A 25,740-nucleotide genomic window follows, 5' to 3' on the forward strand; every position below is an offset into this window, starting at 1 on the left:
GGATAACTTGAAACTCAACCGGCGCACCAGCACAACCTCAGGGAGAAAGGCTACGCCTCAGAGTCGGTACGGTCAAGCGAGGCCCTATCTATCGCGTGTCGCAGCGCCTTATTCAAGGTTTTGGCTGAATTCAGGGTTTTCTGATTTTGCCGAACAGGCTGTCCAGCTTGCGAATAGAGAAATATCCTACGATCCGCGTCCGCTGCCATCACCTTCTCACTGGAAACTCCTACTTCTAGGCTCCAGACCGTCGCCGAATAACTTGGCGATCGGGTGTGGTAACCCGAGCAGGGAGAGATCTTGGCAGTCAATGGTGGCTGCATGCGGGAGGCCTCGTGCCTGCCGGGTTTTGAGATCTCTCCCGGTTTACCACCCCGTATGCAGCTGCCACCTATCCGTGTGGTAACGGATGCGTGTCGGCCTAGACGCGAGATCTCATGATGAAAAAGATCGTCCCGGATCCACCCCTCCCCAACACCTCCGCCCACCCCTTCGGCCGCTGCGATGCCGGCCATCCGCCCCTCTTTTCCGTGAACCCTGATGTCCCAGCACACGACGCCTTGGTGCATGTAGCGCTCTACCTGCGCTGCGCCTACGACACCGGCATCAAGGCGCTCGACCACCTGCGGGATGAGGGGCGGGGCATGTACTGGTCCAGCCTGCATTCGCTGGAAATGGCGGAGGGGTTGGTGGAGGCGATGCTTGAGGGCATCGAGTCGGCGCCAGCGGCCAAGAATTCCACCGGCTGAGCTGACGCAATCGCGGGGCAAGCCCGCTCCCACGCCGATCTCTAGTCATGGCGTGGGAGCGGGCTTGCCCCGCGATAGGGCCTTCAAGGCAGCAGAACAGTCGACCCGACCGTCCGCCGCGCCGACAACTCCGCCTGCGCCTTGGCCGCATCACTCAACGGATACCGCTGCTGGATATCCACCACCAGCTTGCCGCTGGCGATCATCGCGAACAGGTCATCGGCCATGGCCTGGGTGTTCTCGGCGTTGTTGGCATAGCTCGCCAGCGTTGGCCGGGTGACATACAGCGAACCCTTCTGCGACAAGATCCCCAGGTTCACCCCGGTCACCGCGCCAGAGGCATTGCCGAAGCTCACCATCAACCCACGCGGCTTCAGGCAATCCAGCGAAGTCAGCCAGGTATCCGCCCCCACGCCGTCATACACAACCGGGCATTTCTGACCGTTGGTCAGTTCCAGCACCCGCTGGGCCACGTCTTCACGGCTGTAGTCGATGGTCGCCCAGGCCCCGAGCGCCTTGGCCCGTTCGGCCTTCTCGGCGGAGCTGACAGTGCCGATCAGCTTGGCGCCCAGCGCTTTGGCCCACTGGCAAGCCAGCGACCCCACGCCACCGGCAGCCGCATGGAACAGCACGAAGTCCCCCGGCTGCACGGCATAGGTCTGCTTGAGCAGGTACTGCGTGGTCAGGCCCTTGAGCATCACCGCCGCCGCCTGCTCGAAGCTGATCGCCTCCGGCAGCTTGACCAGGTTGGCCTCCGGCAGCGTGTGCACCTCGCTGTAGGCCCCCAGCGGCCCGCCGGCATAGGCCACGCGGTCGCCCACCTGGATCCGGCTGACGCCCTCGCCCACTGCCTCGACCACCCCGGCCGCTTCGGTACCCAGCCCGGAAGGCAGCGACGGCGGCGCATACAGCCCGCCACGGAAATAGGTGTCGATGAAGTTCAGGCCGATCGCATGGTTGCGCACGCGCACCTGCTGCGGGCCGGGCGGGGCCGGGTCGAATTCCACCAGCTGCAACACTTCCGGGCCGCCATGCTGGCTGAACTGGATACGCTTGGCCATCACACACTCCTGTCGTTCGGTCGCAAAGGCCTTCTATCGGACGCCTTTGCTTGATCGCCGTCAACTGCGGCGCGGGGTTTGCCGGTGGTATGCTACGCGGCGAATTTTCCCCGCTCCTTCCAGGTGACCCGATGACCAGCCGCACCGAGGCCGTGAAAGCCTACCTGCTCGACCTGCAAGACCGCATCTGCACTGCCCTCGAGAATGAAGACGGCGGCGCCCGCTTCGTCGAGGATGCCTGGGTGCGCGATGCCGGCGGCGGCGGTCGCACGCGGGTGATCGGCGACGGCAAGGTGATCGAGAAAGGCGGCGTCAACTTCTCCCACGTGTTCGGCAGCGGCCTGCCGCCGTCGGCCAGTGCCCACCGCCCGGAGCTGGCGGGCCGTGGTTTCGAGGCGCTGGGCGTGTCGCTGGTGATCCACCCGCACAACCCGCATGTGCCGACTTCCCACGCCAACGTGCGGTTCTTCATCGCCGAAAAAGAAGGCGAAGAGGCCGTGTGGTGGTTCGGCGGCGGCTTCGACCTGACCCCGTACTACGGCAATGAAGAAGACTGCGTGCACTGGCACCGCGTGGCCGAGCAGGCCTGCGCGCCGTTCGGCGCCGACGTGTACCCGCGCTACAAGGCCTGGTGCGACCGCTACTTCCACCTCAAGCACCGTGGCGAGCCACGCGGCATTGGCGGCCTGTTCTTCGATGACCTGAACGAGTGGGACTTCGACACCTGCTTCGCCTTCATCCGCGCCATCGGTGACGCCTATGTCGAGGCTTACCTGCCGATCGTCCAGCGCCGCAAGGGCACGCCGTACACCCCCGCGCAGCGCGAGTTCCAGGAATACCGCCGTGGCCGCTACGTCGAGTTCAACCTGGTCTACGACCGTGGCACCCTGTTCGGCCTGCAGTCCGGTGGCCGTACCGAGTCGATCCTGATGTCGCTGCCGCCGCAAGTACGCTGGGGCTACGACTGGAAAGCCGAACCTGGCAGTGAAGAAGCGCGCCTGACCGAGTACTTCCTGCAAGACCGCGACTGGCTCGCCCAGTAAGCCTGTGGATAACCGAGGATCACCCATGGACCAGTACGTCGTTTTCGGTAACCCCATCGGCCACAGCAAGTCGCCGTTGATCCACCGCCTGTTCGCCGACCAGACCGGCGAGGCCCTGGAGTACGCCACCCTGCTGGCGCCGCTGGACGAGTTCAGCGACTGCGCCCGTGGCTTCTTCAAGCAAGGCAGCGGCGCCAACGTCACCGTGCCGTTCAAGGAAGAGGCCTACCGCCTGTGCGACAGCCTCACCCCACGCGCCAAGCGTGCCGGTGCGGTGAACACCTTGAGCAAGCTGGCCGACGGTACCTTGCAGGGCGACAACACCGACGGCGCCGGGTTGGTGCGCGACCTCACCGTCAACGCCGGGGTCGAGCTGGCCGGCAAGCGCATCCTCATCCTCGGCGCCGGTGGCGCGGTGCGCGGTGTGTTGGAGCCGATCCTGGCGCACCAGCCGCAGTCGCTGGTGATCGCCAACCGCACGGTGGAGAAGGCCGAGCAGCTGGCGCGGGAGTTCGATGAGCTGGGGCCGGTGGTGGCCAGTGGTTTCAGCTGGTTGCAGGAGCCGGTGGACGTGATCATCAACGCCACTTCGGCGAGCCTGGCTGGCGAGCTGCCGCCGATTGCCGAGAGCCTGGTCGAGGCGGGGCGTACCGTGTGCTACGACATGATGTATGGCAAGGAGCCGACGCCGTTTTGCCAATGGGCGAGCAAGCTGGGCGCGGCGAAGGTGCTGGACGGCTTGGGGATGCTGGCGGAGCAGGCGGCCGAGGCGTTCTTTATCTGGCGTGGGGTGCGGCCGGAGACCGGGCCGGTGCTGGATGAGCTGCGCCGGCAGTTGGCCCGCGGCTGAGCTTGATATCCAATCGCGGGGCAAGCCCGCTCCCACGCAGACCTCTGATCATGGCGTGGGAGCGGGCTTGCCCCGCGATTACTCCTCGAATCTGATCGGACAGTCCTGGGCCCCTTCCAGCTTCTGCAATTCCTCAATCACCTGTGGCCGCGCCCGGTGCAGCGTCAGGCTTCCGCCAACTCTCATCAACCGCCGCGCCTCGCGGTGCAACATATCCACACCCGAATAATCGATGAAGTTCACCTGCCGCGCATCGATCACCACGTGCGGCCCCTGGCAGCGCTGCAGGCGCACCTGCAGGTAGTGCGCCGCGCCGAAGAAGATCGACCCGCCCACCCGCAAGATGTCCGCCTCCCCTTCCCGGCTCTGCTGCACCCGTGGCCGTGACGTGCGCTTGAGGTAAAAGAACAACGAGGCCAGCACCCCGGCATAGATCGCCGTCTGCAGTTCCAGCAGCAGCGTCGCGGCCGCCGTCAGCGCCATCACCAGGAACTCCGAGCGGCTGACCCGGAACAGCGCGCGAATGCCGCGATGGTCCACCAGCCCCCAGCAGATCAGCAGGATGCTCCCCGCCATCGCCGGGATCGGCAGATGGGCGATCAGCCCGGCGCCGGTCACGGCGAACAGCGCCACCCAGAGCGCCGAAAACACCCCGGCCAGCGGCGAACGCGCACCTGCTTCGTAACTGAGGCCCGAGCGAGTGAAGGAGCCTGCGGACAGGTAACCGGAGAAAAACGCGCCTCCGATGTTCGACAGGCCCTGTGCGCGGATTTCCTGGTCAGGGTCGATCAGTTGCTCCGAACGTGCCGACAACGAGCGGGCAATCGACAGGCTGGTGACCAGCCCAAGCATGCCCACTGCCACGGCGCTGGGCAGCAGGCGCAGCATCAGTTCCACGTCCAGCAGAGGCAGCGGGCTGAAGGGCGGGAGCTGCCCGGTGAACGCAGCCACCCTGGGCACGTGGGCGAAATAGCCTGGCAGCAGCCAGGCCGTCAGGCTGACCAGCAGCAGGCTTATCAACAGGCTCGGCCAGCGCGGGCGCCACAGTTTCAGGGCAATACCGATGACCAGCGTGGCCAGGCCCAGCGCCAGCGACGGCACATCCACTTCGCCCATGTGCCCAGCCAGGTCCTGCACGGTCTTCAACGCCGTGGCCTGGCTCGGCAGGTCCATTCCCAGCAGGTTCGGTAGCTGCCCAAGGGCGATGACGATGGCGGCGCCGAGGGTGAAGCCCAGCACCACCGAGTGGGAAACGAAATTGACCAGCGCGCCGAAGCGCAAAAGCCCCAGCAGCAATTGGAAGATGCCACCGAGGAAGGTCAACAACAGCACCAGGGTGACGTAGTCAGCGCTGCCGGCCACGGCCAGCGGGCTGATGCTGGCGTAGAGGACGATGGAAATGGCGGCGGTGGGGCCGCAGATCAGGTGCCAGGACGAGCCCCACAGGCAGGCGATCAGCACCGGGACGATGGCCGCGTATAGGCCGTATTCGGCGGGCAGGCCGGCGATCAGGGCGTAGGCGATGGACTGCGGCAGGGCGAGGATGGCGCCGCTCAGGCCCACCAGCAGGTCCTGGCGCAGGCTGCGGCCCGATTGGCGGGGCAGCCAGGTGAGGAAGGGCAGCAGGTGGCTAAGGCGGGGCATGGGGATAACAGATTCCTGAAGATTTCACCGACCCTGTGGGAGCGGGTTTACCCGCGATCACCGGCACAGCCGGTGCCAGAGACCGCGGTGCCTGTTTCGCGGGTAAACCCGCTCCCACAGGGACTATGTGTCGCTCAGCGGATCACAGTTTAGCTATTACGGTTTTTTGGGCATCCTCGCCCGCTTTGGTAGTCACTCCTGCGAGCCAGGCATCCAACAGCTCAGGATGCGCCTTCACCCAAGCCCTGGCCGCCTCGTCGAAGCTCACCTTCTTATCCACAACCTCAGCCATGATGCTGTTCTCCATGTCCAGCGTGAACGTCAGGTTGCCCAGCAGCTTCGCCGCGTTCGGGCACGCTTGTGAATACCCCTTGCGGGTCAGGGTGTAAACATCGCCCTTGCTGCCGAACCATTTCTCCCCACCCGTGAGGTAATGCATCTTCAGCTTCACGTTCATCGGGTGCGGGGTCCAGCCCAGGAAGGTGATGAACTGCTGCTTCTTCACCGCCCGGTCCACCTGCGCCAGCATTGCCTGTTCGCTGGACTCGACCAGTTTCCACTGCCCCAGGTCGAACGCGTTGTTGGCGATGATCTCTTTCAGCGACAGGTTGGCCGGCGCGCCCGAACCAATCCCGTAGAGCTTCTTGTCGAACTGCTCGGCATGCTTTTGCAGGTCGGCGAAGTCCTTCACGCCCGCGTTCCATACGTAGTCGGGCACCGCCAGGGTGAACTCGGTGCCTTGCAGATTCTTTGCAAGTTGCTGCACATCGCCATTGGCGATGAACTTGTCATGAAAGCCCTGCTGCGCCGGCATCCAGTTGCCGAGGAAGGCATCCACCCGGCCATCCTTGAGGCCGCCGTAGATGATCGGCACGGCCAGGCTGTCGATCTTCACCTGGTAGCCCAGGCTTTCCAGCAGCAGCCGGGCCAGGGCGTTGGTGCTGGCGATATCGCTCCAGCCAGGGTCGGCCAGTTTCACGGTGCTGCATTGCGTGTCGCTGTCGGCGGCGTGGGCCGTGCCCAGGCTCAGGGCCAGGGCGAGCACGGCGGCGGAGAACTTCTGCATGGCGGCCTCTCTTCTCAATCCAGGGGTGCGGGCTGTGGATAACGTGCCTTGCGCTCGAGGTCGTCGAGATCGATGTGGTTGCGCATGTACTGTTGGCTGGCGTCCACCAGCGGTTGGTGGTCCCAGCTCTTCAGCGTGCCGATGGCCAGCGCCTCGGCCACCAGGCGGCGGCGGCGCTGGCTGGCCAGCACCTGCTGGCGCAGCGCGGGGATGTCCCAGCGTTGCCTGGCTTCATCGACAAATGCCTGCAGCAGCGCCTGATGGTCCGGGCTGCCGGTGAGGTTCTCCCGCTCGTGCGGGTCGCGGCTCAGGTCATAGAGTAAACAGGGGTCGTCCTCGCTGTACACGAACTTGTAGGCGCCACGGCGGATCATCATCAGCGGGCCGACCGTGCCTTCGGCCATGTATTCGCCGATCACCTCGTCATGCCCGCCCTGCCCTTGCAGGTGGCCGAGCAGCGAGCGGCCGTCCAGGTGCAGGTGGTTGTCCACAGCGCCGCCGGCAAGTTCCACCAGGGTTGGCAACAGGTCGCAGGTGGAGACGCTGGCGCTGACGCGGGCCGGCGCGAAGCGTTTGGGCGCATGGATCAACAGCGGCACCCGCGCCGACATCTCGAACCAGTGCATCTTGTACCAGAGCCCGCGCTCGCCAAGCATGTCGCCGTGGTCGCCGGAAAACACGATCAGGGTGTCGTCGGCCAGGCCACAGTCCTCGAGGGTCTGCAGCAGCTTGCCGATGTTGTCGTCGATGTAGCTGCAGGCGCCGAAGTAGGCGCGGCGGGCGTCGCGCACCTTGTCCACGGGCAGCGGCTTGTTCCACAGGTCGTAGACCCTGAGCAGGCGTTGCGAGTGTGGGTCCTGCTCGGCCTGGGCAATTTGGTCCTGCGGCAGCGGGATATCCACATCCTGGTACAGGTCCCAGTAGCGCTTGGGGATGGTGTACGGGTCGTGGGGGTGGGTCATGGAGACGGTCAGGCAGAACGGCCGGCCGTCATCCTCGCGTACATGGTCGTAGAGGTATTGGCGCGCCTTGAACACCACCTCCTCGTCGAAATCCAGCTGGTTGGTGCGCACGCAAGGCCCGGCCTGCAGCACCGAGGACATGTTGTGGTACCAGCTCGGGCGCTGGTCGGGGGCGTCCCAGTTCACCGCCCAGCCGTAGTCGGCCGGGTAGATGTCGCTGGTCAGCCGCGTTTCGTAGCCGTGCAACTGGTCCGGGCCACAGAAGTGCATCTTGCCCGACAGCGCGGTGCGGTAGCCGAGGCGGCGCAGGTAGTGGGCGTAGGTGGGCACGTCGGCGGGGAAGTCGGCGGCGTTGTCATAGGCGCCGATGCGGCTGGGCAGCTGGCCGCTGACCAGGGTGAAGCGCGACGGCGCGCACAGCGGGCTGTTGCAGTAGGCACTGTCGAACACCACGGCCTGCTCAGCGAGGCGGGCCAGGTTGGGCATCTTGATCGGCGACGGGTTGTAGATCGGCAGCAAGGGTGCGGCCATCTGATCGGCCATGATGAACAGGATGTTGGGTCGCTTCATGGGGGCCTTCCATCGTCGAGGGTTATGGGTACCACTTGCAATCCAGCATGCGGCTGTGGATAACAGGGGTAAAGCCCATGCCGGGCAATGACTGGGATTAGCCAAGCTTATGTTTGAGCACCTTGCCGACCTGCCCCTCGACACCCTGCGCGTGTTCGAGGCCGCCGCCCGCCTGCGCAGCTTCACCGCTGCTGCCGTGGAACTGGGCACCACCCAGCCGGCGGTCAGCCAGCAGATGAAGCGCCTGGAGGCGCAGCTGGGCACGCGCTTGTTCGACCGGATCTACCGGGGCATCGAGCTGACCGAGGCGGGCTTGCTGTTGTTCGAGCAGGTGCACCAGGGCTTGCAGGCGATGGACGATGGCGTTGCCCAAGCCAGTGGGCGCGGCCAGCGCGAGGTGCTGCAGGTGGCTACCGACTTCGCCTTTGCGGCGTTCTGGCTGATGCCGCGCTTGCAGCGTTTTCATGAGGCTTATCCACAGGTGGACGTGAGCCTGGTGACCGGCGAGCGCAGCCAGGCGATGTTGCGCCCGGACATCGATGTGGCGGTGCTGTTCGGCGATGGGCGCTTTCATCAGGGCGAGAGCCGCTGGCTGTTCGATGAGGAAGTTTTCCCGGTGTGCAGCCCTCGGCTGATTCATGGCAAACCCTTGTCAGCCGTGGCTTTACAACGATTGCCCCTGCTCCATTTGCGGGGTGAGCAGGCCAGTCGCTGGTTCGACTGGGCGGGGGTGTTCCGCGGGTTTGGCGTGGCCAGCCCGCCACCGGCCGGGCAGTTGCGGTTCGACAATTACACCCTGTTGATTCAGGCGGCGATTGCCGGGCAAGGGGTGGCGATTGGATGGGCGCACCTGGTCGATGGGCTGGTCGAGCAGGGGTTGTTGTGTCGGCCATTGGAAGGGAGTTTGCGCTCGAAGCGGGGGTATTACGCGGTGCTGCCGCCGCGCAAGCGGCGTGGGGCGTTGATCGAACGGTTTGTGGACTGGCTGGAGCAGGAGCGCGGCCGCCCTGACCTGTCACGTAATTTGTAGGAGCGGCTTTAGCCGCGAACACCGGCGCAGCCGGTGCCATCTACCGCGTTGTCTGCTTTGCGGCTGAAGCCGCTCCCACAGGGATGGCGTAGACTCGAAGGCAGGTCATCACCGCTATTCAGGAGCCACCGTGCAAAGGATCAAGGGCTACCACGCCCACGTTTACTACGACGCATCGACCATGGAGCAGGCCCGCGAGCTGTGCGAAGAGGCGACGCGGCTGTTTGGCGTGACCATGGGGCGCATGCATCAGAAACCCGTAGGGCCGCACCCGGACTGGAGCTGCCAGCTGGCGTTCGGGCCGGAGTTGGTGGGCGTGGTGCTGCCGTGGCTGGCGCTGTACCGCAAGGGGCTGGTGGTGTTTCTGCACCCGGAAACCGGGGATGAGCTGGCGGATCACCGCGATCATGCGATCTGGATGGGGGCAGTGCGGCCTTTGGATCTGTCGATCTTTGGTGACTAGGCCTGGCTGGCCTCTTCGCGGGTAAACCCGCTCCCACAGGTGCTGCACAGCCGTTGAGAGCGGTGCAGTCCCTGTGGGAGCGGGTTTACCCGCGAAGCAGGTGACGCAGTCTAGCGACGGGCGCCGCGGACCCCTTCGGCCAGTGCCGAGCACAGGCTCAGCACGTCGTTCACGGCCTGGTCGTCGCTCTTGGCCTGGGCGATCTTGTCGACCAGCGCCGACCCTACCACCACACCATCGGCCAGGCGTGCGATGGCCGCAGCCTGCTCCGGGGTACGAATGCCGAATCCGACACTGATCGGCAGGTCGGTATGCCGACGCAGGCGAGCCACGGCCTCGGTGACATGTTCGGTGGTCGCGGAACCGGCGCCGGTCACACCTGCCACCGACACGTAGTAGACGAACCCGGAGCTGCGCTCCAGCACGCGCGGCAGGCGCACGTCGTCGGTGGTCGGGGTGGTCAGGCGGATGAAGTCGATGCCCGCGGCCTGGGCCGGGGTGGCCAGCTCGGCATCGTGCTCCGGCGGCAGGTCGACGATAATCAGGCCATCGACACCCGCGGTTTTCGCCTCGGCGACGAACTTGTCCACACCGAAGCGGTGGATCGGGTTGTAGTAACCCATCAGCACGATCGGCGTGGCCTGGTTGTCCACACGGAATTCACGCACCATCTGCAGGGTCTTGGCCAGGGTCTGGCCGGCTTTCAGCGCGCGCAGGGTGGCCAGCTGGATGGCCACGCCGTCGGCCATCGGGTCGGTGAACGGCATGCCCAGCTCGATCACGTCGGCACCGGCGGCCGGCAGGCCTTTGAGGATCTTCAGCGAGGCGTCATAGCCAGGATCGCCAGCAGTGACGAAGGTGACCAGGGCTGCGCGGCCTTCGGCCTTGAGTTCGGCGAAGCGTTGTTCGAGACGGCTCATGCCTGTTTCTCCTGGGCGGCCATGTGGTTCATCACGGTTTGCATGTCCTTGTCGCCACGACCGGACAGGCAGATCACCATCAGGTGATCCTTGGGCAGGGTCGGCGCGCGCTTGATCGCTTCGGCCAGGGCGTGGGAGCTTTCCAGCGCTGGGATGATGCCTTCGAGGCGACAAGTGATGTGGAAGGCGTCGAGGGCTTCGTCGTCGGTGATGCTGACGTACTGCACGCGCTTCACTTCGTGCAGGTAGGCGTGCTCCGGGCCGATGCCGGGGTAGTCCAGGCCTGCGGAAATCGAGTGGGCGTCGGTGATCTGGCCGTCGTCGTCCTGCAGCAGGTAGGTGCGGTTGCCGTGCAGCACGCCCGGTACGCCGCCGTTGAGGCTGGCCGCGTGCTTGTCGGTGTGCACGCCGTGGCCGCCGGCTTCGACGCCGATGATCTTGACGCTTTCATCTTCGAGGAAGTCGTGGAACAGGCCCATGGCGTTGGAGCCGCCGCCGACGCAGGCGATCAGGCTGTCGGGCAGGCGCCCTTCCTTTTCTTGCAGCTGGGCGCGGGTCTCTTTGCCGATGATCGACTGGAAGTCGCGGACCATCGCCGGGTACGGGTGCGGGCCGGCCACGGTGCCGATCAGGTAGAAGGTGTCGTCGACGTTGGTGACCCAGTCGCGCAGGGCCTCGTTCATGGCGTCCTTCAAGGTGCCGGTGCCGGCGGTGACCGGGACGATCTCGGCGCCCAGCAGCTTCATGCGGAACACGTTGGCCTGCTGGCGCTCGATGTCGGTGGCGCCCATGTAGATCACGCAGGGCAGGCCGAAGCGCGCGGCGACGGTGGCGGTGGCCACGCCGTGCATGCCGGCGCCGGTCTCGGCGATCAGGCGTTTCTTGCCCATGCGCTTGGCCAGCAGCACCTGGCCGATGCAGTTGTTCACCTTGTGCGCGCCGGTGTGGTTGAGCTCTTCACGCTTGAAGAAGATCTTGGCGCCGCCGCAGTGTTCGGTCAGGCGTTCGGCGAAGTACAGCGGGTTGGGGCGGCCGATGTAGTCGCGCTGGAAGTAGGCCAGGTCTTCGAGGAACTTGGGGTCGGCCTTGGCGGCTTCGTACTCGCGGGCAAGGTCCAGCACCAGCGGCATCAGGGTTTCGGCCACGTAGCGGCCGCCGAACGAGCCGAACAGGCCGTTGGCGTCGGGGCCGGGGCGGTATTGGGACTGGGACATGGGGCGCTCCATAGGCGAATTTGACAGAGTGACTGCGCCAGCGTGGGAGCGGGCTTGCCCCGCGATGCGGCTGACGCTGGTCGATGAGGCCTACTCTAACCAGCGCACGCTCGGCTGAAAACCGATAAGATTGCGCAAACCTGTCAGGAAATCTCACAAGTCATATGGCCCAGGATCTTCCCCCGCTCAACGCCTTGCGGGCCTTCGAGGCCACCGCCCGGCTCAACAGTGTCAGCCAGGCCGCCGAAGCGCTGCATGTGACCCACGGCGCGGTCAGCCGGCAGATCAAGGTGCTCGAAGAGCACCTTGGGGTGGCGTTGTTCGTCAAGGACGGGCGCGGCGTCAAACTCACAGATGCTGGTGTGCGCCTGCGCGATGCCAGCTTCGAGGCGTTCGACCGTTTGCGCGGCGTGTGTGCCGAGCTTTCGCGCGCGGCAGACGAAGCGCCGTTCGTGCTCGGCTGCTCCGGCAGCCTGCTGGCGCGCTGGTTCATCCCGCGTCTCGGGCGTTTGAAAGCGGACCTGCCGGAGTTGCGCCTGCACCTGTCGGCGGGCGAAGGCGATCTCGATCCGCGGCGCCCAGGGTTGGACGCGTTGCTGGTGTACGCCGAGCCGCCGTGGCCGGCGGACATGCAGGTGCATGTGCTTGCCGAGGAGCGGATCGGCCCGGTGCTGAGCCCGCACTTCGAAGGCTTCGAACGTTTGAAAGCCGCGCCAGCCGTGGCTTTGCAACGAGAAGCAGTGCTGCACACCACCTCGCGACCGCAGGCTTGGCCGACGTGGGCCGAGCAGCAGGGCCTGGTGCCTGAAGCATTGAATTACGGCCAGGCTTTCGAGCACCTGTACTACCTGCTGGAGGCGGCGGTAGCTGGGCTGGGCGTGGCCATCGCGCCTCAGCCGCTGGTGGCCGACGACTTGAAAGCCGGACGGCTGGCAGCACCCTGGGGCTTTTCACCCACCCGTGCGGCCTTGGCCCTGTGGGTACCACGGCGCGCCGACGACGGTCGCGCCGAGCAACTGGCGCAGTGGCTGCGCCAGGAGCTGCAACGGCAGGCGGGTTAGTTGCGGCGGCACAGCAGGTAGGCGGCCAGCAGGCCAAGGGCGCCAACGGCCACACCGGCGGTGGTCCAGGGGTGTTCCTGGGCGTAGTCGCGGGTGGCGATACCGGTTTCGCGGGTGCGGGTTTTGACATCCGCATAGGCATCGCTGAGCAAGCTGCGCGAGTGCTTGAGGGCGCTTTCGGCACTGCCGCGCAGCGCCTTCATGGTTTTCTGCGATTCTTCCGAGGCGTCGTGCTTGAGGTGTTCCAAGGTCTTGAGCAGGCTCTCGATCTCGGCTTCCATGCTTTCCAGCGACGCCTTGCGCAGCGAGTTGTGGGCCATGGTGACTCTCCTTCGCGGTGGATGAGGTGTACAGGGTGCGACTGCGCGGCGGGCTGAAAGTGCGATCGAACTTTCACCTTCGCCATTGGCTCGCAGGTAAACCAGGCCGGCACTGCTAGGCTGAACTGACACTTCACCGAAGGAGCGCACTCATGACCGATCATCACACTTACAAGAAGATCGAGCTGGTCGGGTCCTCGCCCACCAGCATCGAAGAGGCGATCAACAATGCCCTGGCCGAGGCCGGCAAGAGCATCAAGCACCTGGAATGGTTCGAGGTGGTCGATACCCGCGGGCATATCCGCGACAACAAGGCCGCGCACTTCCAGGTGACGCTGAAGGTGGGCTTCCGCATCGCCAACAGCTGACAGGCAGCCGGGCTGGCTTTGCCCGGCATGATGCGGTAATAGGTTTGCAGGGCGCACAGGCTGCGCCCTTTTCGACTTTGATCTGCACAAGGAACGCGATAGATGAAGAAGTTGATTGTGGCAGTAGGCCTGATGGTGCTGGCCGGTGGTGCGATGGCGGCGGGCAAGCCGTGCGAAGAGCTCAAGGCAGAGATCGCCGCGAAGCTGGATGCCAAGGGCGTGAAGGGCTATTCGCTGGAAATCGTCAAGAAAGGCGACCCGGCGGGCAAGGTGGTGGGTACCTGTGAGGGTGGCGCCAAAGAGATTGTCTACCGTCGCGGCTGATGCCGTGCGTTTTTCGCGGGTAAACCCGCTCCCACAGGTACTCCACTGTTACCGAAGTCAGTGGAATACCTGTGGGAGCGGGTTTACCCGCGAAGAAGTTCATTCGGTCTTGAGGGCCTGCGCCATCAATTCATAGGACCGGACCCGGTCTGCATGTTCATACAGGTCACTGGTAAAGATCAGCTCATCCGCCCCGGTCTGCTCCAGCAGCACCTGCACCTTGGCCCGCACCTTCTGCGGGCTGCCGATCATCGCCAGGCCCAGGAAGCTGCTCACCGCGTCGCGCTCGTGAGGCAGCCACAGGCCGTTCATGCTTTCGACGGGCGGGCGCTGCATCAGGCTCTGGCCACGGATCAACGCGAGGATGCGCTGGTACACCGAGGTGGCCAGGTACTCGGCCTTCTCGTCGGTTTCGGCCACCACCATCGGTACCCCGAGCATCACGTAGGGCTTGTCCAGCGTGGTGGAAGGCTTGAAGTGGTCGCGGTAGATACGGATGGCCTCGTGCATGTAGCGCGGCGCGAAGTGCGAGGCGAAGGCGTAAGGCATGCCGCGCATGCCGGCCAGTTGGGCACTGAACAGGCTGGAACCTAGCAGCCACATCGGCACTTCGGTGTCGTGGCCGGGCACGGCGATGACTTTTTGGTCGTCGGTGCGTGGGCCGAGGTAGCGCGACAGCTCCTCGACGTCATCCGGGAAATCGTCGGCGCTACCGGAGCGCTCACGGCGCAAGGCGCGGGCGGTCATCTGGTCGGAGCCGGGGGCACGGCCCAGGCCCAGGTCGATGCGGCCTGGGTAAAGGCTGGCGAGGGTGCCGAACTGTTCGGCGACCACCAGCGGTGCGTGGTTGGGCAGCATCACCCCGCCAGAGCCGACGCGAATGGTCGAGGTGCCACCGGCCAGGTAGCCGATCAGCACGGCGGTGGCCGAGCTGGCGATGCCATCCATGTTGTGGTGCTCGGCCACCCAGAAGCGGTGATAGCCAAAGCGTTCGGCGTGTTGCGCCAGGTCCAGCGAGTTGCGCAGCGCTTGCCCCGGGCCGCCGTCGGCGCGCACGGGCACCAGGTCGAGGGTGGAATACTTCAGGTCTCGCAGGTGCGTCATCGAAAGCCTCCGCAGCAGGTGGTTGGCCAAAGGCCTTGCAGACTCTGTATGGGCACATTCGAAGGATTCAATGCCTACCAGTGGATTGATCTGAACTTGGCGTGGGCAGGGGCCTCACAAGCATAAGCATCCAACCCTGTGACCAGGAGGCAACATGAAGAAGACAGCATCGGCGATCTGGCAAGGTGGCCTGAAGGATGGCCATGGCCTGTTGTCCACCGAAAGCGGCGCGCTCAAGCAGAACCCCTACGGCTTCAACACCCGCTTCGAGGGTATCCCGGGGACCAACCCCGAAGAGCTGATCGGCGCGGCCCATGCCGGGTGTTTCTCCATGGCCCTGTCGATGATGCTGGGCGAGTCAGGCCTGACCCCGGAGCGCATCGACACCTTTGCCGAAGTGAGCCTGGACAAGCAGGCCGACGGCTTCGCCATCACGGCGGTGCACCTGACGCTCAAGGCGAAAGTGCCGGGCGCCAGCGAGGCGCAGTTCCAGGAGATCGCCAACAAGGCCAAGGCCGGTTGCCCGGTGTCCAAGGTGTTGAACGCGGCGATCAGCCTCGATGCGACCTTGCTGACCTAGGCCGGCGCAACGGCGGCGGTTTGCGGTAGTCTAACCAGCATCGGCAGCCCGCCTGCCCTTTTAGGAGTGGTTCCATGATCCGCGTAGCAATTGCCGTGCTGGCCTCCCTGATGGCCACGGGTGCACTGGCCGCAGTCAAGCCGTGCGAGGAACTCAAGGCCGAGATCGAGGCGAAGATCCAGGCGCGCGGGGTGACGTCCTACACACTGGAGATCGTGCCGAACAGTGAAGTCCACGATCAGAGCATGGTCGTGGGCAGTTGCGAGGCTGGCACCAAGAAGATCATTTATCAGAAGAATGATCGGTAAGGCCGGCCTCGACCTCTGTAGGAGCGGCCTTGTGTCGCGATCGGGCTGCGTAGCAGCCCCGGCGATTTCTGCTTGATGCTCTAAACCTGGGGCCGCTGCGCGCCCCGTCGCGACACAAGGCCGCTCCTACAGATTCCTAGGGAATGCAGAACACATTGCTCGGCTCATTCACCACCACCGTGCGGTTGGCGTCGTACAGCAGCACCTGCGGCTGCATCACCGGCGCCCGTGCCTCCAGGCGATAGCGCTCGCCGGCCTTGAAGTCGTCGTAGCGCACGGTGAGGTAGCAGGTCCGCTCGGTCGGGTCGGTACTGAAGCCGCCGGAATACACCTCGAAGTCGAAGCGCACCACCAGCTCATGCTTGCCCGGCGTCACCTGGAAGTAGCGGCCATCCTCGAGCCGCTTGCCGTCCAGGCGGTCGGCCATGAGGGTACGGCCGGGGGTGACGGTGTACATGTCGATCCAGGCCTTGCCTGGGTCGACTGGCGGCAAGGGGCTGGCGCAAGCCCCCAGTGCGCTGATGGCGAACAGCATCATGGGCTGGCGCATGGCGAAACTCCCGCTCGCGATTCACAGGCCATAAGCATAGCGCCGTTCGCGGCCTTCAGGTGCGCTGGCAGCCTGCCGGTTCACCCTGGCCGATCAATTTCTGCTGCTGGTCATACAGCTTGATCCAGGGGCGAAAACCAATGCTGCCGGCCTGCATCTGGTAGCGCTGGCCAGCGGTGAAACCCTTGTAGGTGAGATTCAGCTGGCAGTCGCGCCACAGCGGCTCGTCCACCGGGCCGATGTTGCTGGGTGTCACGGCGAACTGGTAGCGCACGGTCAGCTCGTGATTGCCGGGCTGCACCTCGAAATAGCGGTTGTCGGCCCAGGCCCGCTCATCCACCTGCACGGCATGCAGCGAGGCGTTGTCGTGCGGGGCCAGGTCGATCCACGCCTGGTTCGGGTCCGGGTCGGGCAAAGTGGCGCAGCCGGACAGCAGCATGAGTGTGCCCACGGCAAACCGAGTACGCATGGCGAAGCTCCCCCTTGGCAAGATAGTCTTGGTCGCATTCGGCCGACGAGCGAGATAGACAGCCTCGATGTTTGGACTTTTTCTTTTCACGCGCTGCAGCCGTCGGGGTCTGGACCGCGTTTTCACCCGCTTGGTTCCCGCAGCGCTCGGCGTCCTGCTGAGCGGTTGTTCCAGCCTGGGTTACTACGGCCAGTTGGCCGAGGGGCAATGGCAGCTGTTGCGGGCGCGCCAGCCCGTGGCGCAGGTGATCGACGACCCGGCCACTCGCCCGGAGCTGCGCCAGCGCCTGCAGTTCGCCCAGCAGGCCCGGGTGTTTGCCAGTGAGCAGCTGAAGCTGCCGGACAACGGCAGTTACCGGGTGTATGCCGAGCTGGGCCGGCCCTACGTGGTGTGGAATGTGTTCGCCACCCCCGAGCTGTCGCTGCAGCCAGTCACCCATTGCTTCCCTATTGCCGGCTGTGTGGCCTATCGCGGCTATTACCAGCAGGGTGCGGCCCGCGGGGCGGCGGCGTTGATGCGCGAGCAAGGGCTGGATGTCTATGTCGGGGGTGTGGAGGCGTATTCGACGCTAGGCTGGTTCGACGACCCGATCCTTTCCAGCATGGTCGGCTGGGGCGGCGAGCGCCTGGCCACGGTGATCTTCCATGAGTTGGCGCACCAGCGCTTCTATGTGCAGGACGATACCGAGTTCAACGAGTCGTTCGCCTCCTTCGTCGAGCAGGAGGGCACCCGGCAATGGCGTGCGGCGCGTGGGTTGGCCGCGGTCGAGGAACGTGGGGCCGGGCAACGCGATGCCTTCATTCGCCTGGTGTTGGCCAGCCGCGAGCGCTTGCAGGCGATTTATGCAGGGCCGTTGGATGACGCGGGCAAGCGTGCGGCCAAGCAGGCGGAGTTCGAGCGGCTGCGGCGAGAGTACCGCGAGGTGCGGGATCGGGACTGGGCGGGGGATCGGCGTTTCGATGCCTGGATCTTTGCGCCGATGAACAATGCGAAGTTGTTGCCGTTTGGTCTTTATGACCAGTGGGTGCCGGCGTTTTCGCAGCTGTTCAATGAGGTTGGCAGGGATTGGTTGCGTTTCTATGAGCGGGTGGAGGCGCTTGGCAGGTTGCCGATCGAGCAGCGCAAATCGGCGTTGGCTGAGCTGGCCTCATCGCGGGGCAAGCCCGCTCCCACGAACTGATCCGTGGACTACCCCCCTAAAGCAGTTGGACACCAAGTCAACTCTTGGGGGCAGACCACAGCGTGGGAGCGGGCTTGCCCCGCGATGAGGTTTGAATCAGCGAACGAACGCCTGGTGCATCTCGGCCAGGGTCTGGAAATGGTACGCCGGCGCTTCGGCTTCCAGCTCCTCGCGGCTACCAAACCCATACCCCACCGCCACCGCCTGCAAGCCATTGCTGCGCGCGCCGATCAGGTCATGCTTGCGGTCACCGATCATCAAGGTCTGCGCCGGGTCCAGCCCTTCCTCGTCCAACAGGTGACGGATCAGCTCGACCTTGTTGGTGCGCGTGCCATCCAGCTCGCTGCCGTAGATCACCTTGAAGTGCTGATCGAACTCAAAATGCCGGGCGATCTCGCGGGCAAACTCCCACGGCTTGGAAGTGGCGATATACAGCGTACGGCCTTGGCCGTTGAGCGCCTGCAGCAGTTCCGGCACGCCGTCGAACACCCGGTTTTCGTACAACCCGGTCACCTTGAAGCGCTCGCGGTAGAAGTTCACCGCGTCCCAGGCCTTGGCTTCGTCGAAGTGGTAGAACTGCATGAACGCCTGCAGCAGGGGCGGGCCAATGAAGTGTTCGAGGCGGGCAAGGTCCGGCTCGTCGATGCCCAGTTTGGCCAGGGCGTACTGGATCGAGCGGGTGATGCCCAGGCGCGGGTCGGTCAGGGTGCCGTCGAGGTCGAAGAGGATGTTCTGCTGGTGCATGATTTTCTCGGTGCCTGAAAAGGTGTTTCGTGGGAGCGGGCTTGCCCCGCGATGGCGGCAGCAGTACCAACCTCTGCTGACTGGGCCAACGCAATCGCGGGGCAAGCCCGCTCCCACGGGCAGAAACTGGGTTTACTGGTCGTAGCCTTCGGCCAGGTGCTGGTCCTTGAGCTTGACGTAGTTGCCGGCGCTGTAGGCGAAGAACGCGTGTTCCTGTTCGCTCAGCAGTCGCACCTGTTTCACTGGGCTGCCCATGTACAGGTACCCGCTGGCCAGGCGCTTGCCCGGGGGCACCAGGCTGCCGGCACCGATGATCACCTCGTCCTCGACGATGGCGCCATCCATGATGGTGCTGCCCATGCCCACCAGGATGCGGTTGCCCAGGGTACAGCCATGCAGCATGACTTTGTGACCGATGGTCACCTCGTCGCCGATGATCAACGGGAAACCATCCGGGTTGAAGGGCCCGGCGTGGGTGATGTGCAACACGCTGCCATCCTGCACGCTGGTGCGCGCGCCGATGCGGATGCGGTGCATGTCGCCGCGCACCACCGTCAGTGGCCAGATCGAGCTGTCGTCACCGATCTCGACGTCGCCGATGACCACCGCCGAACGGTCGACGAAGGCCCGTGCTCCCACTTTCGGCGTGTGTTCCTGGAAGGTCCGGAGGGCCATGATAGTGTTCCTCTGCAATGCCGATAGGCAGGCTGCCTGCTGCGGTCGGCGTCGATTGTAATTAAGATGGTCCCGTGTTTCTCCTGCCAAGGTACCCGAACCGTGAGTGCGAACAACCCGCTGCTGCAGTCCCACGATCTGCCGCCCTTCTCGGCCATCCGCGCCGAGCATGTGCTGCCGGCGATCGAGCAGATCCTCGCCGACAACCGCAAGGCCATCGCCGACATCCTCGAGAAGCAGGGCAACAACCCGAGCTGGGCCGGCCTGGTGCTGGCCATGGACGAACTGAACGATCGCCTGGCCGCCGCCTGGAGCCCGGTCAGCCACCTCAACGCGGTGTGCAACAGCCAGGAGCTGCGCGAGGCCTACGAGTCCTGCCTGCCGGCCCTGAGCGCCTATTCCACCGAACTGGGCCAGAACCGTGCCCTGTTCGACGCCTATCAAGCCCTGGCCAACAGCCCTGAAGCTGCGAGCTTCGATGTGGCGCAGAAGACCATCATCGAGCATGCCCTGCGCGATTTCCGCCTGTCGGGCATCGACCTGCCAGCCGACCAGCAGCAGCGCTATGCCGAAGTGCAGAGCACGCTCAGCGAGCTGGGCAGCCGCTTCTCCAACCAGCTGCTCGATGCCACCCAGGCCTGGACCAAGCACGTCACCGACGAAGCCGCGCTGGCCGGCCTGACCGACTCGGCCAAGGCGCAGATGGCTGCCGCCGCCCAGGCCAAAGGCCTCGATGGCTGGCTGATCACCCTCGAATTCCCCAGCTACTACGCGGTGATGACCTACGCCAGCGACCGCGCCCTGCGCGAAGAGCTGTACGCCGCCTACTGCACCCGCGCCTCCGACCAGGGCCCGAACGCCGGCCAGTTCGACAACGGCCCGGTGATGGAGCAGATCCTCGACCTGCGCCAGGAACTGGCCAAGCTGCTGGGCTACCCGAACTTCGCCGAGCTGAGCCTGGCCACCAAGATGGCCGAGTCCAGCGACCAGGTGCTGGGCTTCCTGCGTGACCTGGCCAAGCGTTCCAAGCCGTTCGCCGCCCAGGACCTGGAGCAGCTCAAGGCCTACGCCGCCGAGCAGGGCACAGCGGAACTGGCCAGCTGGGATGCCGGTTACTTCGGCGAGAAGCTGCGCGAGCAGCGCTACAGTGTGTCCCAGGAAGCCCTGCGCGCCTACTTCCCGATCGACAAGGTGCTGACTGGCCTGTTCGCCATCGTCCAGCGCCTGTACGGCATCGAAATCGCCGAGCTCAAAGGCTTCGACGCTTGGCATCCGGATGTGCGCCTGTTCGAGATCAAGGAAAACGGCCAGCACGTCGGCCGCTTCTTCTTCGACCTCTACGCCCGCGCCAACAAGCGCGGCGGTGCCTGGATGGACGGTGCCCGCGACCGTCGCCGCACCGCGGCCGGCAGCCTGCAGAGCCCGGTGGCCAACCTGGTGTGCAACTTCACCCCGGCCGCGCCCGGCAAGCCTGCGCTGCTGACCCACGATGAAGTCACCACGCTGTTCCACGAGTTCGGCCACGGCCTGCACCACCTGCTGACCCGCATCGAGCATGCCGGTGTGTCCGGTATCAACGGCGTGGCCTGGGACGCGGTGGAGCTGCCGAGCCAGTTCATGGAGAACTGGTGCTGGGAGCCTGAAGGCCTGGCGCTGATCTCCGGCCATTACGAGACCGGCGAGCCACTGCCCCAGGACCTGCTGGACAAGATGCTGGCGGCGAAGAATTTCCAGTCCGGCATGATGATGGTGCGCCAGCTGGAGTTCTCGCTGTTCGACTTCGAACTGCACGCCACCCACGGTGACGGCCGCAGCGTGCTGCAGGTGCTCGAGGGCGTGCGCGACGAAGTCACGGTGATGCGCCCGCCGGCGTACAACCGTTTCCCCAACAGCTTCGCGCACATTTTCGCCGGTGGTTATGCGGCGGGCTATTACAGCTACAAGTGGGCCGAAGTGCTGTCGGCCGACGCCTTCTCGCGCTTTGAAGAAGAAGGCGTGCTCAATGCCGAGACCGGCCGCGCGTTCCGCGAGGCAATCCTGGCGCGGGGCGGTTCCTGCGAGCCGATGGTGCTGTTCGTCGACTTCCGTGGCCGTGAGCCTTCCATCAATGCATTGCTGCGCCACTGCGGCCTGAGCGAGGACGCAGCGGCATGAGTGAGGTAGCCGTGAGCAAGACCAAGCGACGCTTTATCGCCGGGGCCGTGTGCCCGGCGTGCAGCGAGATGGACAAGCTGATGATGTGGAGCGAAGACGACGTGCCGCACCGCGAGTGCATGGCCTGCGGGTTCACCGATACGTTGAATGAGCAGGGGCTGTCGGTACCCAAGGAACTCGGCACCCGGGTCAACCAGCTGGCGCCGAAGGCGGCGCCGGTGAAAGTACAGGTGCAGACGGTGCAGTTCTTCCCCAATCCGAAGCTCAAGAAGCCCGAGTGAGGTCGGGGTCGCTTCGCGACCCATCGCTGGCAAGCCAGCTCCCACAGGAGGCAGCGATACTCTGTGGGAGCTGGCTTGCCAGCGATGGGCTGCGCAGCAGCCCTTTGCAATCCGCCTGACGGCACTGGTGCTCAAGGAAAACCCGGATTACTGTATGCGCATACAGTAATCCGGGTTTTTCATCATGAAGCCAGCCCCCCTCCGTGGCCGCGGCACCACCGCCAACCCCCACAACCGCTTCGCCCCCAACCATTCGGTGGCCGAGGACGACGGCTGGTACCAGGAAGTCCCGCTCACCCAGGGAACCGAGGTGCGGATCGAGTTGGCCAAGACCATCATCGCCCGCAACACCTCCCCCGACCTGCCCTTCGACCGCTCCATCAACCCCTACCGCGGCTGCGAGCACGGCTGCATCTACTGCTACGCCCGCCCCAGCCACGCCTACTGGGACCTCTCCCCCGGCCTGGACTTCGAAACCAAGCTGATCGCCAAGACCAACGCCGCCGAGGTGCTCGAACAGCAATTGAGCAAACCGGGCTACGTCTGCGCGCCGATCAACCTGGGCTCCAACACCGACCCTTACCAGCCCATCGAACGTGAGCAGCAACTCACCCGGCGGCTGCTGGAGGTGCTGCTGCGCTACCGCCACCCGGTGACCATCGTCACCAAAGGCTCGCTGGTGCTGCGCGACCTCGACCTGCTGAGCGAACTGGCCAGCCAGCGCCTGGCACGGGTGATGATCAGCCTCACCACCCTCGACGATGAACTCAAGCGCACGCTGGAGCCCCGAGCTGCCGCGCCGAAAGCGCGTTTGCGCGCGATTCGGGTCTTGCGCGAGGCTGGCGTGCCGGTGGGCGTGCTGTGTTCGCCGATGATCCCGATGATCAATGACAGTGAGCTGGAGCGCCTGCTGGAGGCGGCAAAAGAAGCCGGCGCCCAGAGCGCGGCGTACATGATGCTGCGCCTGCCGCTGGAGGTGGCGCCGCTGTTCGAGCAATGGCTGCGCGATCACTACCCGCAACGCGCCGACCATGTGCTGAGCCTGATCCGCCAGAGCCGGGGTGGCGAGCTGTACGACAGCCGGTTTGGCGCGCGCATGCGTGGTGAAGGCGTGTTCGCCGAACTGCTGGCGCAACGGTTTCGCAAGGCGGCCAGGCGCCTGGGGTTCGAAGGGCGGGAGGAGCTGGCATTGGATTGCAGCGCTTTCTGCCCTCCTGGCGGGCAGATGGCATTGTTCTGAACGCATCTGTGGGAGCGGCTTTAGCCGCGAACACCGGCATGGCCGGTGCCATTTACCGCGTCGCCTGCTTCGCGGCTGAAGCCGCTCCCACCCCCTGCAAAGCTACCCCCAGCGTCGCTAATGCTAGGCATCAATATCAGTAGTGGGTATTGGCAACTGATGCTTTTTTGCTATTATCCAGAGCCCGCCGAAAACCTCTGGAACGCCCGTTCTAGAGCCTTCCAAATTAAGTTTCAGTTAAGTTTTCTCCGCTAGCGTAGGCCCCCAGTCCACCCCGACTGTGATCTATTGTCTGTGCGCGTCATCTAATCCCCGCATAGCCATAATCTTTCCCCGGTAACATGGAACTTACCTTCAAACCGTCAAGAGGATGAATCATGCCCGTCAAGGACCCATCCAAGGTTGTCCCGGCCGCACCCGCTGAAAGCGCCGATGCCGCCCTCAAGCATATCGTCGACGGCTTCCTGCGGTTCCACACCGAGGTCTTCCCCGAGCAGCAAGAGCTGTTCAAGAAGCTGGCCACCGCGCAGAAACCTCGCGCCATGTTCATCACCTGCGCCGACTCGCGCATCGTCCCCGAGCTGATCACCCAAAGTTCGCCTGGCGACCTGTTCGTCACCCGTAACGTCGGCAACGTGGTGCCGCCGTATGGCCAGATGAACGGTGGCGTTTCCAGTGCCATCGAATACGCGGTGCTGGCGTTGGGCGTGCACCACATCATCATCTGCGGCCACTCCGACTGCGGTGCCATGCGCGCGGTGCTCAACCCGCGTTCGCTGGACAAGATGCCGACGGTTTCCGCCTGGCTGCGTCACGCCGAAGTGGCGCGTACCGTGATCGAGGACAACTGCTCCTGCGGCAGCGAGCACGAAAGCATGCAACTGCTGACCAAGGAAAACGTCATCGCCCAGCTGCATCACCTGCGTACCCACCCTTCGGTCGCCTCGCGCCTGGCGGCCGGCCAGTTGCACATCCATGGCTGGATCTACGACATCGAAACCAGTCAGATCGAAGCCTACGACGCTGCCAGCGACCGCTTCCTGCCGCTGACCGCTGGCGATTCGATCCCTTCCGCTACTCCGAGAGGCCGCTACTAAGCGACCCGACCACGCTGAACGAACCTTGATAGCCGGCTGCACCCCACGGGTGCGGCGCGGCCTTCGCCTGCCTTGAATTCCCCCGAGTACCTTGCCGGCAAACCCGCTGGCGGCCCGCGCCTGCGCGCGATTCGGGGTTCCCAGTGCTCGCGGCCAGAGGAATGGCCGTGAATCGATAAAGGAGCTGCATGGTGAACAAGACACAGATCAAAGCGGCATTGCCGCGTGAATTGCTGGCTTCGGTGGTGGTGTTCCTGGTGGCCCTGCCGTTGTGCATGGGCATTGCCATCGCCTCTGGCTTGCCGCCGTCCAAGGGCCTGATCACCGGGATCATCGGCGGCATCGTGGTTGGCTTCATCGCCGGCTCACCGCTGCAGGTCAGCGGTCCCGCCGCCGGCCTGGCGGTGCTGGTGTTCGAGCTGGTGCGCCAGCATGGCGTGGCCATGCTTGGGCCGATCCTGCTGCTGGCCGGTCTGCTGCAACTGCTGGCCGGGCGTTTGCGCCTGGGCTGCTGGTTCCGTGTCACGGCGCCGGCGGTGGTGTACGGCATGCTCGCCGGTATCGGCGTGCTGATCGTGCTGTCCCAGGTGCATGTGATGTTCGACGCCCCGCCACAGCCGTCGGGTGTGGATAACCTGCTGGGCTTCCCGGCCACGCTGGCTGCGGCGCTGCCGCTGGCAAGCGCAGGCAACGGCTGGCAGGCCGGCGCGCTGGGCCTGGGCACCATCGCCGTGATGTGGGGCTGGGAACGCTTGCGCCCGCAACGCCTGCGCTTCATTCCCGGCGCATTGCTGGGGGTGGCGGCGATGACCGCCATCAGCCTGTGGCTGGCGCTGCCGGTCAACCGGGTGCAGGTGCCGGCGGACCTGTCCGAAGCCATCGACTGGCTGCGCCCGGACGACCTGCTCAAGTTGGCCGACCCTACCCTGCTGGTGGCGGCCTTCGCCCTGGCCTTCATCGCCAGTGCCGAAACGCTGCTCTCGGCTGCGGCGGTGGACCGTATGCACAGTGGCCAGCGCTCGGACTTCGACCGTGAACTGTCGGCGCAAGGGGTCGGCAACATGCTCTGCGGTGTGCTCGGTGCGCTGCCGATGACCGGGGTGATCGTGCGCAGTTCGGCCAACGTGCAGGCCGGCGCGCAAACCCGCGCTTCGGCGATCCTGCACGGGGTGTGGTTGCTGGCATTCGTCGTCGCCTTGAGCAGCGTGCTGCAGCTGATCCCGGTGGCCAGCCTGGCGGGCGTGCTGGTGTACACCGGTGTGAAGCTGGTGGATTTCAAGGCGTTCAGAGGGTTGAGCCGTTATGGGCGGATGCCGATGTTCACGTATGCCGCGACGGCACTGGCGATCGTTTTCACCGACCTGCTCACCGGCGTGCTGCTGGGCTTTGCGCTTACCCTGCTGAAGCTGGCGCTGAAGGCGGCGCGGCTTAAGATCAACCTGGTGGCGCTGGCCAAACCGGGGCACATGGAGCTGCGCCTGAGCGGGGCGGCGACCTTTCTCAAGGTGCCGGCGCTGACCCAGGTGCTCGACACTGTGCCGGAAGGGACCTCGCTGCATGTGCCGTTGGGCAACCTGAGCTACATCGACCATTCCTGCCTGGAACTGCTGGAGGATTGGGGGCGCAGCAGTGCGGCCAAGGGCACGCGGCTGGTGCTGGAGCAAAGGCGTCTGAAACGACGGGTTGAGGGAAGGTTGCGGACTACGGCGGGGG

Annotated in this window: 28 protein-coding genes; 16 read left to right on the forward strand and 12 right to left on the reverse strand. The window is 65.0% G+C overall.

What is annotated here, in order from left to right; genetic code table 11:
* Positions 1-437: 437 nt before the first annotated feature.
* Positions 438-749 carry a DUF3077 domain-containing protein gene (locus DM373_RS13715; protein WP_110994084.1) on the forward strand — a complete coding sequence of 104 codons (312 nt, stop codon included), beginning with the start codon at positions 438-440 and terminating at the stop codon, positions 747-749.
* 83 nt (positions 750-832) lie between these two features.
* Here DM373_RS13715 and DM373_RS13720 read toward each other — a convergent pair whose 3' ends face one another.
* A complete protein-coding gene (locus tag DM373_RS13720) occupies positions 833-1,810 on the reverse strand; it encodes an NADPH:quinone reductase (protein WP_110994085.1) in 978 nt (325 codons plus the stop codon).
* A gap of 131 nt (positions 1,811-1,941) precedes the next feature.
* Here DM373_RS13720 and hemF point away from each other — a divergent pair, with 131 nt between their 5' ends.
* Entirely contained in the window at positions 1,942-2,853 is a 912-nt protein-coding gene (gene hemF, locus DM373_RS13725; RefSeq protein ID WP_110994086.1) for an oxygen-dependent coproporphyrinogen oxidase, read from the forward strand.
* Between the two features lie 25 nt (positions 2,854-2,878).
* Positions 2,879-3,703: a shikimate dehydrogenase gene (aroE, locus tag DM373_RS13730; RefSeq protein WP_110994087.1), complete on the forward strand. Its 825-nt coding sequence runs from the start codon at positions 2,879-2,881 to the stop codon at positions 3,701-3,703.
* Positions 3,704-3,781: 78 nt separating this feature from the next.
* On the opposite strand, the gene DM373_RS13735 is transcribed toward aroE, so the two are convergent.
* From DM373_RS13735 to betC, 3 genes are all read right to left on the reverse strand, one after another.
* A complete protein-coding gene (locus tag DM373_RS13735) occupies positions 3,782-5,347 on the reverse strand; it encodes a SulP family inorganic anion transporter (protein ID WP_110994088.1) in 1,566 nt (521 codons plus the stop codon).
* 142 nt (positions 5,348-5,489) lie between these two features.
* On the reverse strand, positions 5,490-6,413 hold the full coding sequence (choX, locus tag DM373_RS13740; RefSeq protein ID WP_110994089.1) for a choline ABC transporter substrate-binding protein: 924 nt from the start codon (positions 6,411-6,413) through the stop codon (positions 5,490-5,492).
* A 14-nt stretch (positions 6,414-6,427) separates the two neighbouring features.
* Positions 6,428-7,945: a choline-sulfatase gene (gene betC / locus DM373_RS13745; RefSeq protein WP_110994090.1), complete on the reverse strand. Its 1,518-nt coding sequence runs from the start codon at positions 7,943-7,945 to the stop codon at positions 6,428-6,430.
* Positions 7,946-8,054: 109 nt separating this feature from the next.
* Here betC and DM373_RS13750 point away from each other — a divergent pair, with 109 nt between their 5' ends.
* Both DM373_RS13750 and DM373_RS13755 read left to right on the forward strand, forming a co-directional pair.
* Entirely contained in the window at positions 8,055-8,975 is a 921-nt protein-coding gene (locus DM373_RS13750; RefSeq protein WP_110994091.1) for a choline sulfate utilization transcriptional regulator, read from the forward strand.
* 130 nt (positions 8,976-9,105) lie between these two features.
* On the forward strand, positions 9,106-9,438 hold the full coding sequence (locus DM373_RS13755) for a DOPA 4,5-dioxygenase family protein (protein WP_110994092.1): 333 nt from the start codon (positions 9,106-9,108) through the stop codon (positions 9,436-9,438).
* Between the two features lie 110 nt (positions 9,439-9,548).
* Here DM373_RS13755 and trpA read toward each other — a convergent pair whose 3' ends face one another.
* A complete protein-coding gene (gene trpA, locus DM373_RS13760; protein ID WP_110994093.1) occupies positions 9,549-10,358 on the reverse strand; it encodes a tryptophan synthase subunit alpha in 810 nt (269 codons plus the stop codon).
* Positions 10,355-11,572 (reverse strand): tryptophan synthase subunit beta, encoded by a 1,218-nt coding sequence (gene trpB, locus DM373_RS13765; protein ID WP_110994094.1) that lies wholly within the window; start codon positions 11,570-11,572, stop codon positions 10,355-10,357. Before trpB ends, trpA begins: the two co-directional genes overlap by 4 nt.
* A gap of 164 nt (positions 11,573-11,736) precedes the next feature.
* Between trpB and DM373_RS13770 the strand changes: the two genes are divergently transcribed.
* Positions 11,737-12,633, forward strand: coding sequence for a LysR family transcriptional regulator (locus DM373_RS13770; protein WP_110994095.1), 897 nt, complete (start codon positions 11,737-11,739; stop codon positions 12,631-12,633).
* On the opposite strand, the gene DM373_RS13775 is transcribed toward DM373_RS13770, so the two are convergent.
* Complete coding sequence (locus DM373_RS13775; RefSeq protein ID WP_110994096.1) at positions 12,630-12,953, reverse strand: ElaB/YgaM/YqjD family protein; 324 nt, start codon at positions 12,951-12,953, stop codon at positions 12,630-12,632. The two genes, DM373_RS13770 and DM373_RS13775, sit on opposite strands and share 4 nt — an antisense overlap.
* A 152-nt stretch (positions 12,954-13,105) precedes the next feature.
* Here DM373_RS13775 and DM373_RS13780 point away from each other — a divergent pair, with 152 nt between their 5' ends.
* Together DM373_RS13780 and DM373_RS13785 are read left to right on the forward strand one after the other, a co-directional pair.
* Positions 13,106-13,321 (forward strand): dodecin, encoded by a 216-nt coding sequence (locus tag DM373_RS13780; protein ID WP_003253076.1) that lies wholly within the window; start codon positions 13,106-13,108, stop codon positions 13,319-13,321.
* 102 nt (positions 13,322-13,423) lie between these two features.
* The gene (locus DM373_RS13785; RefSeq protein WP_110994097.1) at positions 13,424-13,645 is read left to right on the forward strand and encodes a DUF1161 domain-containing protein; all 222 of its coding nucleotides are present in this window, start codon (positions 13,424-13,426) and stop codon (positions 13,643-13,645) included.
* A gap of 99 nt (positions 13,646-13,744) precedes the next feature.
* Here DM373_RS13785 and DM373_RS13790 read toward each other — a convergent pair whose 3' ends face one another.
* Complete coding sequence (locus DM373_RS13790; RefSeq protein ID WP_110994098.1) at positions 13,745-14,749, reverse strand: LLM class flavin-dependent oxidoreductase; 1,005 nt, start codon at positions 14,747-14,749, stop codon at positions 13,745-13,747.
* 154 nt (positions 14,750-14,903) lie between these two features.
* Between DM373_RS13790 and DM373_RS13795 the strand changes: the two genes are divergently transcribed.
* Positions 14,904-15,329, forward strand: coding sequence for an OsmC family protein (locus tag DM373_RS13795; protein WP_110994099.1), 426 nt, complete (start codon positions 14,904-14,906; stop codon positions 15,327-15,329).
* A 74-nt stretch (positions 15,330-15,403) separates the two neighbouring features.
* Complete coding sequence (locus DM373_RS13800) at positions 15,404-15,637, forward strand: DUF1161 domain-containing protein (protein WP_110994100.1); 234 nt, start codon at positions 15,404-15,406, stop codon at positions 15,635-15,637.
* 136 nt (positions 15,638-15,773) lie between these two features.
* Here DM373_RS13800 and DM373_RS13805 read toward each other — a convergent pair whose 3' ends face one another.
* Together DM373_RS13805 and DM373_RS13810 are read right to left on the reverse strand one after the other, a co-directional pair.
* A complete protein-coding gene (locus DM373_RS13805; RefSeq protein ID WP_110994101.1) occupies positions 15,774-16,187 on the reverse strand; it encodes a PA0061/PA0062 family lipoprotein in 414 nt (137 codons plus the stop codon).
* Between the two features lie 55 nt (positions 16,188-16,242).
* Positions 16,243-16,656: a PA0061/PA0062 family lipoprotein gene (locus DM373_RS13810; RefSeq protein ID WP_110994102.1), complete on the reverse strand. Its 414-nt coding sequence runs from the start codon at positions 16,654-16,656 to the stop codon at positions 16,243-16,245.
* A 67-nt stretch (positions 16,657-16,723) separates the two neighbouring features.
* Between DM373_RS13810 and DM373_RS13815 the strand changes: the two genes are divergently transcribed.
* Entirely contained in the window at positions 16,724-17,836 is a 1,113-nt protein-coding gene (locus DM373_RS13815) for an aminopeptidase (protein ID WP_110994103.1), read from the forward strand.
* A 96-nt stretch (positions 17,837-17,932) separates the two neighbouring features.
* Here the strand turns inward: DM373_RS13815 and DM373_RS13820 are convergent, their stop codons facing one another.
* Entirely contained in the window at positions 17,933-18,580 is a 648-nt protein-coding gene (locus tag DM373_RS13820) for an HAD family hydrolase (RefSeq protein WP_110994104.1), read from the reverse strand.
* A 132-nt stretch (positions 18,581-18,712) separates the two neighbouring features.
* The gene (locus DM373_RS13825) at positions 18,713-19,255 is read right to left on the reverse strand and encodes a gamma carbonic anhydrase family protein (protein ID WP_110994105.1); all 543 of its coding nucleotides are present in this window, start codon (positions 19,253-19,255) and stop codon (positions 18,713-18,715) included.
* Between the two features lie 66 nt (positions 19,256-19,321).
* Between DM373_RS13825 and prlC the strand changes: the two genes are divergently transcribed.
* From prlC to DM373_RS13855, 5 genes are all read left to right on the forward strand, one after another.
* The gene (prlC, locus tag DM373_RS13830; RefSeq protein WP_110994106.1) at positions 19,322-21,409 is read left to right on the forward strand and encodes an oligopeptidase A; all 2,088 of its coding nucleotides are present in this window, start codon (positions 19,322-19,324) and stop codon (positions 21,407-21,409) included.
* Entirely contained in the window at positions 21,406-21,690 is a 285-nt protein-coding gene (locus DM373_RS13835) for a YheV family putative zinc ribbon protein (RefSeq protein ID WP_110994107.1), read from the forward strand. The genes prlC and DM373_RS13835 overlap by 4 nt, the downstream gene beginning before the upstream one ends.
* 184 nt (positions 21,691-21,874) lie before the next feature.
* The gene (locus tag DM373_RS13840; protein ID WP_374046883.1) at positions 21,875-22,930 is read left to right on the forward strand and encodes a PA0069 family radical SAM protein; all 1,056 of its coding nucleotides are present in this window, start codon (positions 21,875-21,877) and stop codon (positions 22,928-22,930) included.
* A gap of 377 nt (positions 22,931-23,307) precedes the next feature.
* Positions 23,308-24,027 (forward strand): carbonic anhydrase, encoded by a 720-nt coding sequence (locus tag DM373_RS13850; protein WP_110994110.1) that lies wholly within the window; start codon positions 23,308-23,310, stop codon positions 24,025-24,027.
* 188 nt (positions 24,028-24,215) lie between these two features.
* Positions 24,216-25,740 (forward strand): SulP family inorganic anion transporter (locus tag DM373_RS13855; RefSeq protein ID WP_167409835.1); only part of this gene is annotated, 1,525 nt, incomplete at its 3' end.

This window comes from Pseudomonas sichuanensis (genome assembly GCF_003231305.1).
GTDB classification, from domain to species: domain Bacteria; phylum Pseudomonadota; class Gammaproteobacteria; order Pseudomonadales; family Pseudomonadaceae; genus Aquipseudomonas; species Aquipseudomonas sichuanensis.